Source organism: Streptomyces sp. NPDC102279, assembly GCF_044766365.1.
Taxonomy (GTDB): Bacteria; Actinomycetota; Actinomycetes; order Streptomycetales; family Streptomycetaceae; genus Streptomyces.
This window is the reverse complement of record NZ_JBIWLU010000001.1, coordinates 292,351-305,583: the sequence shown is the minus strand read 5'-3', so window position 1 is coordinate 305,583 and position 13,233 is coordinate 292,351. Positions and strand designations below refer to the sequence as shown.

Here is a 13,233-nt window from a genome sequence, read left to right as displayed (position 1 = left end):
TCCCGAACCGGCGAAGTGCGGAGCTGTATCCCTTGTCGTCGTTGCGGCGGGGCGCCTCCGCACTCCGGCCGGGAGGTCGGCCGGCGTGATCAACCGTGAGTCGGCCCTGTGCCGGACCGGGAGGGCGCCGCCGTCACCTTCGTACTCGGCTGCGGAGCGTGACACTGTCCGCATCGACGTATTCGTCGGCAGGCTTGGCCCACCAACTGCCAGGCTCAGCCTATGAGTCCGCAGACCTACGGCGTGTCCGACGCCTCCTGGCTCGGCCAACCCATCGACGCCCGGCCTCTCTTCCGGCGGGAGCTGGCGTCGCTCCTGGAGCTGCTCCGACTGCCTGGCGTTTGTGCACCCGCGGCATCGAGCCCACGACTGCCCTCGCGCGCGCCCGGATCGAGGGACGCCGTGTGCTGGCCGAAGCCGGCTGTCGGATCGTGTCCGTCGTCCACTGAGGACCACGCCGCCGTACCTCGTCTGACCGGCCATCGCGTGTCTTCAGCCGAGCCCGACATCACGAACGCAGACTGGCTACGCGAGATCACTCGAAGGCGGTTCCGCCTGTGTGCGGTGGCTGAGGAGATCCCCGGGCTGGCACTCCAGTACCTCGCAGAGCCGCGTCAGGGTGGTGAACCGTACGGCACGCGCTCGGCCGTTCTTGAGGATGGACAGGTTGACATGAGTGACGCCGACACGATCGGCGAGCTCGGCCAGGGTCATCCCTCGTTCTTCGAGCAGGCGGTCGAGATGGACCTCGATCGCGTGCTCTTCTTTGTCCTCGGACATCAGACCGTTCCGTCGAGCTCTTCGCGCATGGTGATACCGATGCGCATGACACGGGCGAAGGACAGGACGCCGAGGCCGGTGAGGAGCGCCATATAGGGCATGTCCCACGACAGCAGGCCGGTCAGGGCACTGGCGTCGCCGCTCCGGCTCAGGGAGCCGACGAGGGCTTGTTCCGCCACGGATGTGGCCACCGCGCTGAGTACGCCGCCGGCCAGCAGCCACCAGCCGAGCGTGCGCAGGCGGTGCGCGGTTCGCGCGGTGAACAGGCCGTCGCCCTCCGCCCCGCGGATCAACCAGAGGACCAGCAGGAGCGCCCCGACGGTGAAGACGGATGAAGGGATCTGTTTGGCGATGTTGAGCAGGCTCTGGGTCGCAGTGGGGTCCTCGGTGCAGTAGCTCGGATGGGCATCCATCTCGACCGTCGCGCCTGGTGCGGGCTTGAACTCCGGATCCGGCACCTCGCCGCCACCCACCGTCGTGGACGTGTCCGTGGCGCAGAAGTTCTTGTCGCCGACGCCAAGAACGCGCAGGTGCACACCGTCCAGAGTCATCGCGCCGAGTACGCCTGCGACCAACAGCGCAGCGATCACCGTAACGACGACCTTGATCGCGCTCGAGATCGGCTCCAGTGGGTTACTCACCCTCGCCATGACAGCCCCCGTATCGATTATCGATGTTATCGAAAAACGATACATAGAATGGAAGGGCCTGCGCAAGGTCCTCGGCAGAGGCCCGAGTTCACCCTCGCTCCAGCGCCGCGCGCAGGATCGCGTCTCGTGTCCTCGCATCGCTCCCGATCTGCGAAGCCCGCGGCGACTCGATCCGCGTCGCGGCACGTCCACTGTGCCGACGTGAGTGGGCGGCGCCCCGAAGTCGAGGGCTTCGCGCAGGCGATGCAGAGCGACGACGAGGTGCTTCCACCCTGCTGGACGGAGGGCTTCTACGCTGGTGGAGGTGAGAGTTCGAGTCCAGCGGCGACAGCGACCTCGCGGTAGGCGACGGCCAGGTCCGCGAGTGAGGAGTGGGCGTTGAGACCACTCGGGTTGGGCACAACCCACAGCTGTGCTCCGGCGAACAGACTCGGCTGCCGTCCGACGTGGGCCTTGGGCATCGCGAACGCGATGCGGTAGGCGGTGATCCCGAGCATGGCGACCACGTGTGGCCTGACGCGCCCGACTGCCCCGGTCAGAGCCTCTGCTCCCGCCACCAGTTCGGCCGGCGCCAGTTCGTCGGCACGCGCAGTGGCCTTCGGGACAAGTGCCGTGATCCCGATGCCCCGCCCGGCGAGGTATTCCCGGTCGCCCGGCGCGAAACCGGAGGAGGCGTCGATCAGTCGATCGGTGATGCCCGCCCTGAACAAGGCCGGGTAGAAGCGGTTGGTGCGCCCGGGAAAGTGTGCCTGCAAGGCCACGGCCGACAGCCCAGGGTTGACGCCCACGAACAGCAGCTTCGTACGCGGGCCGAGGAGGTCGGGCAAGGATCCGCCTCGGAATCGCTCGAGCTCGGCACGGCTGAAGCCCATCAGGTCCACCTCCCCGTCACCCGGTGGGTCGAGCAGCGGAGGTTGTCGACGTCACCACGCTTCATCCCCGCACCCTTCCCTCACGCAGAAGCACTCGGACGCCAGAGAGGCCGGGTGATCGTGCTCCCGCCTGTGACGTGGCGCTTACTAAGACTCTGATCGAAGAGCGCCCTCCAGGCCGCGCCGACACGCGCGAAGCAGCATGTGCCCAGGCGGCGCTGAGGGTGCTCGCCTTGAGTGTGCATGGCTCTTTCGGCGGTTTCAGCCGAGCTCCTCGGCGAGTCCGACGACGATGTGCCAGCTCCACTCGCCCGTGGCCGTTCGGGACCCGCAGCATGGCGATGTCCTGCCGGACGTCATCGAGTCCGATGACACGCTCCGCCCCACGCCATTCGAGTGGCCCCTTGCCCTCGAGTTCCCTGCCGAGTTCGACGAGGAACGCAATGACGGCGTCAAGGTCTTCGACGACGATGGGGACGTTGTCCATCCGCTGGATCGGGCCGCTTCCACCCGGAACTCGACCTGGAGTCCCGGGCCAGGGCCGGCAAGAAGCTGAGGATGCCGGTCGAGGTGCAGGGGGCCGCCGCCGGCGACAACCTCAAGTCCCTTTCCGTCGAGGCCTCGTACGACGACGGCGCCACCTGGCAGAAGCTGATCGTGAAGCACGGAGAGGCGTCACTGAAGGCTCCCGCAAACGGCAAGGGTGTCGCGCTCCGCGCCGAGGTGGTCGACCAGCAGGACAACCGGTCCACGGTGGCCGTCCACAACACGTTCCGCGGACGCTGACCGCTCCTCCGCGGCAGTGGGTGTCCGGACGTCGCATGGCGCCCTGACACCCACTGCCCGTCGCGCGTGGCAGCAATCCCCCGTCCCCGATCGCGAACAGGGGCCCGATCCGGCAAGCGAGCCCCCTCCCGCGCGAGCCCTGAAGGAGGAGTCAGGGGCGGTCGCCTGTGCCGCCGCTCGTGGGAGCGGAGGTCTGTCGGTGGCCACCGGGTCGCGGGGTGCGGTCGGCGTCCTGGATGCTGTCGCGGGCGGCGGCGGCAACCGCCTCGGGCGTGATGCCGAACTCGGAGTACAGGCGCTGGTAGTCGGCGGACGCCCCATAGTGTTCCAGGCTCACGATGCGTCCGGCGTCGCCCACCACCTCGCGCCAGCCCTGGCCCACCGCGGCTTCCACGCTGACCCGGGCTCGTACGGCAGGAGGAAGGACCTCGTCCTGGTAGGCCACGGGCTGGGCGGCGAACCACTCCTGACAGGGCATCGAGACGACCCGCACGGCCAGACCGTCGGCCGTCAGCAGCGCGTGGGCGTCCAGCGCGATCTGCACCTCGGACCCCGTGGCGATGAGGATGACGTCCGGCTCCGAGCCGCCGTCGGCCGTGTCGGTGAGGACGTACGCACCCCGGGCGGCCTCACCCGCTGCGGCGTAGGCGTCACTGTCGCGATCCAGCACGGGCACGTTCTGCCGGGTCAGGACCAGCGCGGCGGGGCGGTCCTTGTGTTCGAGGACGGCCGCCCAGCACGCTGTGGTCTCGTTCGCGTCACCAGGACGCACCACGTCCAGGCCCGGGATGGCGCGCAGCGCGGCGAGGTGCTCGACAGGCTGGTGCGTGGGTCCGTCCTCGCCGAGGCCGATGGAGTCGTGCGTCCACACGTACGTGACGGGGAGCTTCATCAGCGCGGCCAGCCGCACCGCGGGGCGCATGTAGTCCGAGAAGGTCAGGAAGGTTCCGCCGTAGGGGCGGGTGAGGCTCTGCAGGGCGATTCCGTTGAGGATCGCCCCCATGGCGTGTTCCCGAATACCGAAGTGCAGAGTGCGTCCGTAAGGGCCGCCCTTGAAGTCCTTGGTCTGCCGGTCGGCCGGGACGAAGGACGGTTCCCCGCTCATGGTGGTGTTGTTGCTGCCGGCCAAGTCGGCCGAGCCGCCCCACAGTTCGGGCAGACAGGGTGCCAGCGCGCTGAGGACCTCACCGGAGGCGGCTCGGGTGGCCATGCCCTTCTCGTCAGCCGGGAAGACGGGCAGGACATCGGTCCAGCCGTCGGGCAGACGCTGCGCCCGCAGGCGCTCCAGCAGCTTCGCGCGGTCGGGATTCGCCGCCTGCCAGGCCGCGAACTGCTCGTCCCACTCGGCGCGCGTCCGGGAGGCGCGCTCGGAGATCCCACGGGTCCGTTCCAGGACCTCCGGCTCGACGACGAAGGCCTCGTCGGGATCGAACCCGAGCACGTCCTTCGTCGCGGCGACCTCTTCGTCCCCCAGCGCGGAGCCGTGGGCCTTGCCGGTGTTCTGCTTCGTGGGCGCGGGCCAGCCGATCAGCGTGCGCAGCATGATCAGCGAGGGGCGGTCGCTCTCCTCCCGCGCGGCGCGAACGGCAGCCAGGAGCGCGTCGATGTCCTCGACGTACTCGCCCGTGACCGTCCAGTCGACGGTCTGCACGTGCCAGCCGTAGGCGGCGTAGCGGGCGGGGACGTCCTCGCTGAAGGCGATGTCCGTGTCGTCCTCGATCGAGATGTGGTTCGAGTCGTAGAACACCGTGAGGTTGCCGAGCCGTTGGTGTCCGGCCAGCGATGAGGCCTCACTCGTGACCCCTTCCATCATGTCGCCGTCGGAAGCGACGACGAAGACGTGGTGGTCGAAGGGGCTGCTGCCCGGCTCCGCGTCCGGGTCCAGCAGGCCGCGTTCGCGGCGCGCCGCCATCGCCATGCCCACCGCGCTCGCCAGGCCCTGTCCCAGCGGCCCGGTGGTGATCTCCACCCCGCGGGTGTGCCGGTGTTCGGGATGACCGGGAGTGGCCGAGTCCCAGGTCCGGTACGCCTCCAGGTCGGACAGCTCCAGCCCGTACCCGGCCAGGTAGAGCTGGATGTAGAGGGTCAGGCTGGAGTGCCCGCAGGAAAGGACGAAGCGGTCCCGCCCGAGCCACTGGTCGTCGCTCGGGTCATGGCGCATGACGTGCTGGAACAGCAGGTACGCCAGAGGGGCCAGGCTCATGGCCGTTCCGGGGTGGCCGTTGCCGACCTTCTGCACCGCGTCGGCTGCCAGGAGCCGCACGGTGTCCACCGCCCGTACGTCGACGTCGTCCCATCCCGCACGCTGAGCCACCGGACTCGCCACGGACCTGGTGCGCCGATTCGTCGTGCCGGACTGCTCGCTTGCCATGCTGTTGCTCCTTCATCGTCGGTACGGACGGACCCCGCGGGCCGATCTCTAGAGGGATGCCCGCCGGGTGCCGGTGTCGCTCAAAATGCACTCGCCTGGTGGCCGCGGTCTCACGCCGGTTCCGTCGGCTCGCGCAGCCGTCGCCGGTCCGGGCCGGAGGGGGCGCACCGGTCCGCTCACCGTGCCGGTGCTGGAAGGGCGCGGTACGTCCCGGTCACCGCCAAGGCGTGCGGCTCCTCCTCCAGCGCGGCGATCCGGGACGGGGGAGTGGCCGCGGATACGGCGGCGCCTGCGGCCGTGCCGGTCTCGGAGGACAGTGCGCGTCGCGCTTCGAACGTCATGGTGGGCGAGTACCCACAACTGGGGAGATGCTCGCAGTCGGCCGACGGAGGTTCGCACCGCCTCTCGCCGGCACTCCCCGCTGCTGAGCGGCGGGCGGGAACGGCGGCATCGCTTCCGTACCCGGAATGGCCGCCGGTCCACGATTCGTCCCGCTGATGCGTCTCCGTCGAGGGTGGCACCGCTTCTGGGCCCCATCGCGGATGCATACTATGTCTCGTTTTGTGCCATCCATCGACGAAAGGCGCGCTATGCAGATCGCAGTCATCGGCGGAACCGGGCTGATCGGCTCGCAGGTCGTCACGAAGCTCAAGGCCGCCGGACATGAGGCGGTGCCTCACTCGCAGTCCACCGGCATCGACGTGATCAGCGGCCACGGACTCGATCAGGCGGTCGCGGGAGCCGATGCCGTCGTCAACCTGACCAACTCGCCGACGTTCGACGAGGCCTCACCGGCCTTCTTCCAGACCTCGATGGACAACCTCCTGACCGCGTCCCAGAAGGGCGGCGCCCGTCACTTCGTGATCCTCTCGATCGTCGGTGTGGACCGAGTGCCGCAGCTGGACTACTACCGCGCGAAGGTCCTCCAGGAGGAGGTCCTCAAAGCCGGCCCGATTCCCTACTCGATCGTCCGGGCCACGCAGTTCATGGAGTTCATGGACGCCGTCCTGTCCTGGACCGCGGACAAGGACACCGTCCGTCTGCCCGCCACGCCCATCCAGCCGATCGCCGCCAAGGACGTGGCCGAGGCCGTGGCCGAGGTCGCCGTGGGCACGCCGCTGAACGCCATCCGCAACATCGGCGGGCCCGAGGTGTTCAACCTGGACGAGCTGGGCCGGATCACGCTGTCCCACCAGGGCGACCCGAGGACCGTCGTCACCGACCCCACCGCCGGCATGTTCGCCGCCGTCGAGGGCGACGTCCTCACCGACAAGAACGCTCACCTGGCCGCCACTCGCTACACCGACTGGCTCTCCTGACGCAGCCCAGGGTCCGCCGATCCCGCTGTCGTGACGCGCTCCGGCCCCATATGCTCAGTCGGTGGAGACGGCACTGATACTCGGCGGCAGTGGAGTCGCGCTGCTCATCCTGGTCATCTCTCTCGTGCTCGTACTGTGCGGGCGCCGAGTACGGCGTGGCCGGAAGCTCGGCCGCTATCAATACCGTGCCAAGCGGAACGGCACCTACGACAACTCATCGATGGGCAGCCCCCACTGAACGCGGCGGGACTCGACTCGCCCCGCGCTGAAAGGCCGGTGCCGTGGACTACCGCTTCGCCGCCACGGCTGATGCCCCGGCCATGGCCGAACTCTTCGAGGCCAATCACCACGACGCGCTCACTGAGCGGGAGCGGGCTCAACAGGGCTTTGTCCAGGGCGGCCTCGATGCCGGCACGCTGCGTTCGATGGCCGAGGAACGGAGCTTTCTCGTCGCGGACGACGACGGTCGCTTGGCCGGCCTGCTCGGTCTGGTCTCCCCGGAGAACATGACCGGTCCACCGCCACCGGCCAAGGCGGTCCTGGACGCACAGGATTCGCTGCGGTGGCAGGGGCAGCCGCTCCGCGCCACGCCGTGGCTGTTCTACGGGCCTGTGGTGGTCGCCGCCGCCTATCGCGGGAAGGGCGTGGCCCGCGGGTTGTTCACGGCGGCCCTCCACGCGGCATCAGGGCGGGCCGACGTGATGGTGGCCTTCATCGAACTGGCCAACCAGCCGTCGTGGAGAGTGCACGTCGACGGCTTCGGTATGTCCCCGATGGGAGAGTTCACCATCGGCGATCGTGCCTACGGTGTCGTGGGCGCGTCCGTCACGCCGTCAGCGGGCTCCGGCGCCTGAGCGCGTAGCCGCCCTTCTCGGACCCTGGGTGCGCGACGGCCGTTCCGATCCTGAAGGCTGTTTCCCCAGGTTGGAACCAGGGGTTCCGCATCCTTCGATTGCCACTGGTCGTTGGTGCGGTGTCCGTGCCGGTTCTCGATCCCGGAGTCGCAGTGCCCGCTCCTGCTGTGCCGTCCCCGCCTTCAGAACTACTGGCCCTTCGGGTACAGGATCCGTACCCCTACTTCGCGTGGCTGCGTGAGCATGCGCCTGCCCACCCGGACCGCAGAGCCGGGCGGCCCACCGTGTGGCAGATCGCGCGCTACGACGATGTCCGCGCTCTGCTGACCGACGGGCGGCTGAGCAAGGACCCCGGCAGGGTGCCCGGCTACGTCCCGGGACCGGCCGGGCTGAACCGGCATCTGGTCCATGCCGATCCTCCGGACCACACCCGGCTGCGGACCCTGGTGAACGCGGCGTTCGTACCCCGCCGTATCGCGCAGCTGGAACCTTTCATCGAGGAGGTCGCGAACCGGTTGCTGGACCGGGTCGAGCAGCACACTCACGTGGATGTGATCGCGGCGTTCGCGGCGCCGCTGACGTTCCGGATGATCTGCGGGATCCTCGGCGTCCCCCGAGAGCTGGACAACGCTGTCACCCGGGACACCCTGATGGCCACCATCGCGCCGGCCCAGGGCATGGACCCGGCCCGGGTCGAAGGCGATCTGCACGCTCTTCTGGATGTCCTGATCGCCGGGAAACGTGCAGGTGGCGAGCGCGGGGGAGTGGATCTGCTGGGCGCTCTCGTAGAGGCCAGCGACGACAGCGGGGCGATGAGCGAGGAGGAACTGCGCTCGACCGCCTACCTCCTGCTCCTGGTCGGACACGACACCACCATGAACCTCATCGGCAACGGCACGCTCGCCCTGCTCCGCCACCCCGGCCAGGCCGCGCGTCTCACCGGACCGGAGGCCGGGCCGAGTCTGGTCGGCACCGCCGTGGAAGAACTGCTGCGCTACGACTCCCCGGTACGGGACGCGACGTTCCGGTGCGCCGCGCAACGGATCAGCCTCCACGGGCAGCTGATCGACGAGGGGGACATCGTCAGCCTTCTGATCGGTTCCGCCAACCGGGACGAGACACGCTTCGCGGACGCGGACCGGCTCGATGTCGGCCGGACGCCCAATGAGCACCTCGCCTTCGGCTATGGGCCCCACTTCTGCATCGGCGCCGCCCTGGCCCGCCTCGAAGGCACGGTCGCCTTCCCCCTGCTGCTCCAACGCCTGGGATCCGTGCAACTGGCCAAACCGGTCGACGAGCTCCCCTGGCGGCCGGCCCGGGTGATGCGCGGACTGGCCGCGCTGCCTGTCGTACGGAACTGACCACGTCCGCCGCCCACCCCGCGGAAACACCCCCAGCAGGAGGAGCACACCGAATGGGCAGTCAAGACCCCGTGGTGGTGACCGAGCCAGGCCCCGGCGTCCTGCTCGTCACCCTCAACAGGCCGCATGTCCGTAACGCCATCGACCACCGGCTGGCCAAGGCGATGGACGCGGCCCTGACCCGGCTGGAGACCGATCCCTCCCTGGCTGTCGGCATCCTCGCCGGCGCGGGCGGGCATTTCTGCTCGGGTATGGACCTCAAGGCCTTCCCCACCGACGGCGTCCCCCTTGTCGCCGACCGTGGGCTCGCAGGGCTCACCCGCGCGCGACTCCGGAAGCCGCTCATTGCCGCCGTCGAGGGTGCGGCCGTCGCCGGCGGCTTCGAACTCGCCCTCGCCTGTGACCTCATCACCGCCGCCGACACGGCGTTCTTCGCCCTGCCTGAGGTCGCCCGCGGGCTCATCGCCGCCGAAGGCGGAGCCGTCCGCCTCCCGGGCCGCCTTCCGTACCACGTGGCCATGGAGATGCTCCTGACGGCCGCGCCGCTCCCCGCCTCGGACGCGGCTCGCTACGGACTCGTCAACCGGCTCACCCCCGAAGGCGAAGCCCTACAGGCTGCGCTCGCCCTGGCCGACCGTGTCCAAGCCAACTCCGGCGAAGCGGTCCTGGTCACGAAGCAGATCGTCCAGGACACCCGCGGACTGGACGACCGGACCGCGTACACCGTCCAGGACCCCCTCAGCGCCCCGGTCTTCACCACCACCGCTGCCACCGAGGGGGCAAACGCGTTCACCGAGAAGCGCCCACCGGCCTGGCAGGGCTAGGAGCTCCCCGCGGTCAATCCGATACCCGCCCGGACCGGTCAAGTGCCGTGCAGGCGTGGTGCATTGCCTCCTCGGCCGTCAGCAGGGCGCCCCGCTCGTACGCCTCCGTGAACGCGGGAGTGCCCAGGGCTGTCCGCGCCGCAGCGGTGATGCGGTCGACATCAGCGCGCTCGGCAGGCGGCAGCGGGGCCCCGGCCCGGGAGCGGGCGGCTGCCGCCGCGCCCAGAAGCTCTGCCGCGCAAGCGGCGGTGGGCGCCTGGCCGGGCAGGGTCGCCGCACCGGCGAGACCTTCCAGGGAGAGTGCCAGGGCACGGGGTTCGGCGAGGAGGCGGGCGATCTCCAACCCCTCCAGATGGTGCGTCGCAGCACCCTTCGCGTCGCCGCGGAGTTCGGCGATGAAACCGAGTTCGGCGAGGAGCAGGTGGTCACCCGCCTGGGAGGACACGTCGGCGTAGCCGTCGCGGATCTGCAGCAGGTGCCTCTCGGCCTCGTCGAGGTCACCGGAGCGGCGTGCGCCGAGGGCGAGGCCCATCCCCGAGTGGATCTCACCGTACTTGTAGCCCTGCTCGGCGGCGATCCGACGTGCCTGTTCGTGCAGGTCGCGGGCGCGGTCCCAGTCGCGGGCGAGCAACGCGAGGCGCCCGAGACCGGAGAGTCGCGCGGACACCTCCGCCTCCAGGCCCAACTCCCGGGCCATCCGCAGGCCTTCGTACTGACGGCGTTCCGCGTCGGTGTACGCGCCCTTGATCTCGGCCAGTGCGGCGAGCGGCGACACGGTCTGCAACTCGCCCCAACAGTCGCCCAGTTCGCGAAAAAGCTGGGCGCTTCGCAGTCCATCACGGCCCAGCCCCGCGAGATCGCCGCGGACCAGAGCGAGGGTCGCGCGCAGGCCCAGCGCGGCGGCGATGCCCCATGGGTCCCCGGCGGTGGTGGACAGCACGAGGGCACGGCTGTTCAGTTCATTGCCCTCGGCTGTGTCACCCGCGCTGAACAGCCCGTACGCGCAGAGCCAGAGCGCGCGGGCGCGTCGGGCGGGGTCGGGGATCGCCTCGGCGCCGGCGGCGAGATCGTTCTTGGCGTCGAGGCTGCCTTCCGTGGCGGTGCACCTGCTCGCGGACGGGGCGGCGACCGCTGTCGGGTCTCCAGTGAGCAAGGCGAACGCGGCGTGGAGCAGGGCCAGTTCGGCGGGGACGGAGGGGGTGGGCATGGTGGCCAGCACCGAACCGAGGTTGCGGCGGGCCTCGTTGAGGCGGCCACGCAACAGCCACCACCAGGCCAGAGCCGTGGTCAGCCGCACGGCTTCCTCCGGGTCCCCCGTGCCCGCGCGGCGCAGCGCTTCGTCGAGCGCCGTACGCAGGTTGCCGGCCTCGGCGTCCAGCCGGGTCAGCCAGGACTGCTGAGCGGCGCCTCGCAGGTGTGGCTCGGCGTGTTCGGCAAGGGCCCGGTAGTGGCGCAGCTGACGGTCCCGTACGGCGGTGAAGTCCTCCATCTCGTGGAGCTGTTCGGTCGCGTAGGCGGCGACGGACTCCAACAGGCGGTAGCGGGGGCCGGTGGGCCCGTCCACCACGACGACCAGGGACCGGTCGACCAGCCGGGTGACGAGGTCGAGCACCTCGTCCCGGGTGACGCCGTCACCCGCGCAGACCGCTTCGGCGGCGTCCAGGTCGCAGCCGTCGCTGTGCGCGCCGAGGCGTCGCAGGACGATGCGTTCGGGCGCGCTGAGCAGCTCCCAGCTCCAGTCGATGACCGCCCGCAGGGTCTGCTGGCGGGCCGGCGCGCCGCGCTGTCCGAAGGTCAGTACCCGGAAGCGGTCGTTGAGCCGGGCGGCCAGCCCTTTCACTCCGAGGGCCCGTACGCGGGTGGCGGCGAGTTCCAGGGCGAGCGGGATGCCGTCGAGGCGGCCGCAGATCTCGGCGACGGCCTGCCGGTCGGTCTCGTCCGGGGCGTGCGGGTCGCGCGGGAATCCGGGCGTCGCGGCGGCCGCACGCTCCATGAACATACGGACGGCGTCGACCGACGGCAGGGGGTCGACGAGGAACACCGCCTCGCCGGCCAGGCCCAGTGGCTGCTGCCCGGTGGCCAGGACACGCAGGCCGGGAGCGGTGCTCAGAAGCAGCTCGGTGAGTTCGGCGGCCGCGTCGACGACGTGCTCGCAGTTGTCCAGGACGAGCAGGGTGCGCCGGTCGCGCAGGGCGGCGGCGAGCCGGTGCGGCAGGGAAGCGGACGAGGTGCCGGTGCCCGGCAGCGAGCGAGGGGTGTCGTCCCGGATGCCGAGGGTGGCGGCGAGTACCTGGGCCAGATCCGCCGCGGTGCCCGCGCGAATGCCGGAGAACTCCACGAGCCAAACCCCGTCGGCCGGTTCACCGGCCTCGGTGTTCTCCCGCTCGGCGGTGGCCGCTGCCACGGCGAGCCGGGTCTTGCCGACGCCGCCGGGGCCGGTGAGCGTCACCAGACGCTTCTCGGCGAGGAGCCGGGACAACTGGGCGAGGGCCTGGTGGCGGCCGATCAGGGGAGTGAGGGGGACGGGAAGATTCGAATGGGAGCTTGGTCCGGGAGCTTCCGTGGCGACGACTGTGCCCCTGCCGGGTGGCGCGGCCGTGGTGCTCGTCGCGCCGGTGTCCACCCCGGCTGCCTGGCCCTGCGGCTCCCTCGGGGAAGTCCCCGCGCTCAGTCCGGGGTCCTGCCGGAGCACCGCCCCGTGCAGGGCGGCCAGTTCGGGGCTCGGGTCGACCCCCAGTTCCTCGACGAGGCGGCACCTCAGGTCGTCGTAGGAGGCGAGCGCCTCGCTCTGCCGACCCGCCGCGTACAGCGCCCTCATCTGGACGGCGCGCAGACGCTCCCGCAGGGGGTGGCGCGCCACGAGGTCGGCGAGCTCCCCGGCGAGAAGCGCGTGGTCCTGTGCCTCCAGACGCGCCTCCGCCTGATCCTCCAGCACGGACAGCCGCTGCTCCGCCAGGCGTTGCGAGGCCCCCTGCACGAACCCGTCGTCCGCGAAGTCCGCGTACGCCGGGCCCCGCCACAGATCGAGCGCCTCGGTGAGCAGGGCCGCCCGGGTGCGCGGGTCCTGGACGGGGCGGGCGTCGGTCACCAGAGCGCGGAACCGTACGGCGTCCACCTCGTCGGCGCCGTCGAGTCGCAGCCCGTAGCCCGGCGGCTGCCGCACCACGCGGTCCCGGCCTACGACGCGGCGCAGCTGGGAGATCTTGGCCTGGAGGGCGGCGCGGGGATTGCCCGGAGGCGCGTCGCCCCACAGGTCCTCGATGAGCCGGTCGGCGGACACCGGCCCTTCGTCGTTCGCGAGAAGGTCCGCCAGCAGGGCCCGGACCTTGGCCTCGGGGACCTTGACCTCCCGGCCCTCGCCGTCCCACACCACCAGTGGCCCGAGCACCCCAAACCGCATGGTCACCACCGTACAT

12 protein-coding genes and 1 pseudogene are annotated in these 13,233 nt (G+C 70.5%); 6 read left to right on the top strand and 7 right to left on the bottom strand.

The features are described 5' to 3' along the window. Positions 1–525: 525 nt before the first annotated feature. The 4 genes and pseudogenes from ACIRQH_RS01270 to ACIRQH_RS01255 form a co-directional block, all read right to left on the bottom strand. A complete protein-coding gene (locus ACIRQH_RS01270; protein ID WP_358816450.1) occupies positions 526–780 on the bottom strand; it encodes a helix-turn-helix transcriptional regulator in 255 nt (84 codons plus the stop codon). Then, positions 780–1,430: a DUF2975 domain-containing protein gene (locus ACIRQH_RS01265; protein WP_404223515.1), complete on the bottom strand. Its 651-nt coding sequence runs from the start codon at positions 1,428–1,430 to the stop codon at positions 780–782. The genes ACIRQH_RS01270 and ACIRQH_RS01265 overlap by 1 nt, the downstream gene beginning before the upstream one ends. A gap of 290 nt (positions 1,431–1,720) precedes the next feature. Continuing rightward, complete coding sequence (locus ACIRQH_RS01260; RefSeq protein ID WP_404223513.1) at positions 1,721–2,257, bottom strand: mismatch-specific DNA-glycosylase; 537 nt, start codon at positions 2,255–2,257, stop codon at positions 1,721–1,723. Positions 2,258–2,588: 331 nt separating this feature from the next. Continuing rightward, positions 2,589–2,789, bottom strand: a pseudogene (locus tag ACIRQH_RS01255) (VOC family protein); the annotation flags it as partial. Positions 2,790–2,860: 71 nt separating this feature from the next. On the opposite strand from ACIRQH_RS01255, the gene ACIRQH_RS01250 reads away from it, so the two are divergent. Next, a complete protein-coding gene (locus ACIRQH_RS01250; protein ID WP_404223511.1) occupies positions 2,861–3,088 on the top strand; it encodes a hypothetical protein in 228 nt (75 codons plus the stop codon). 151 nt (positions 3,089–3,239) lie between these two features. Here ACIRQH_RS01250 and tkt read toward each other — a convergent pair whose 3' ends face one another. Beyond that, on the bottom strand, positions 3,240–5,459 hold the full coding sequence (gene tkt / locus ACIRQH_RS01245) for a transketolase (RefSeq protein ID WP_404223509.1): 2,220 nt from the start codon (positions 5,457–5,459) through the stop codon (positions 3,240–3,242). Between the two features lie 176 nt (positions 5,460–5,635). Further along, positions 5,636–5,800 (bottom strand): hypothetical protein, encoded by a 165-nt coding sequence (locus ACIRQH_RS01240; protein ID WP_358816444.1) that lies wholly within the window; start codon positions 5,798–5,800, stop codon positions 5,636–5,638. 249 nt (positions 5,801–6,049) lie between these two features. Between ACIRQH_RS01240 and ACIRQH_RS01235 the strand changes: the two genes are divergently transcribed. The 5 genes from ACIRQH_RS01235 to ACIRQH_RS01215 all read left to right on the top strand — a co-directional run bounded on the left by ACIRQH_RS01235 (position 6,050) and on the right by ACIRQH_RS01215 (position 9,817). Beyond that, positions 6,050–6,778, top strand: coding sequence for an SDR family oxidoreductase (locus ACIRQH_RS01235; RefSeq protein WP_404223507.1), 729 nt, complete (start codon positions 6,050–6,052; stop codon positions 6,776–6,778). A gap of 61 nt (positions 6,779–6,839) precedes the next feature. After that, positions 6,840–7,016 carry a hypothetical protein gene (locus tag ACIRQH_RS01230; RefSeq protein WP_388878841.1) on the top strand — a complete coding sequence of 59 codons (177 nt, stop codon included), beginning with the start codon at positions 6,840–6,842 and terminating at the stop codon, positions 7,014–7,016. A gap of 43 nt (positions 7,017–7,059) precedes the next feature. Continuing rightward, positions 7,060–7,632 carry a GNAT family N-acetyltransferase gene (locus ACIRQH_RS01225; protein WP_404223505.1) on the top strand — a complete coding sequence of 191 codons (573 nt, stop codon included), beginning with the start codon at positions 7,060–7,062 and terminating at the stop codon, positions 7,630–7,632. A gap of 119 nt (positions 7,633–7,751) precedes the next feature. Next, positions 7,752–8,993, top strand: a complete 1,242-nt coding sequence (locus tag ACIRQH_RS01220; RefSeq protein WP_404223502.1) for a cytochrome P450 — start codon at positions 7,752–7,754, stop codon at positions 8,991–8,993. A gap of 53 nt (positions 8,994–9,046) precedes the next feature. Beyond that, on the top strand, positions 9,047–9,817 hold the full coding sequence (locus ACIRQH_RS01215) for a crotonase/enoyl-CoA hydratase family protein (RefSeq protein WP_404223500.1): 771 nt from the start codon (positions 9,047–9,049) through the stop codon (positions 9,815–9,817). Between the two features lie 13 nt (positions 9,818–9,830). Here ACIRQH_RS01215 and ACIRQH_RS01210 read toward each other — a convergent pair whose 3' ends face one another. Next, on the bottom strand, positions 9,831–13,217 hold the full coding sequence (locus ACIRQH_RS01210; protein ID WP_404223498.1) for an AfsR/SARP family transcriptional regulator: 3,387 nt from the start codon (positions 13,215–13,217) through the stop codon (positions 9,831–9,833). Positions 13,218–13,233: the final 16 nt, after the last annotated feature.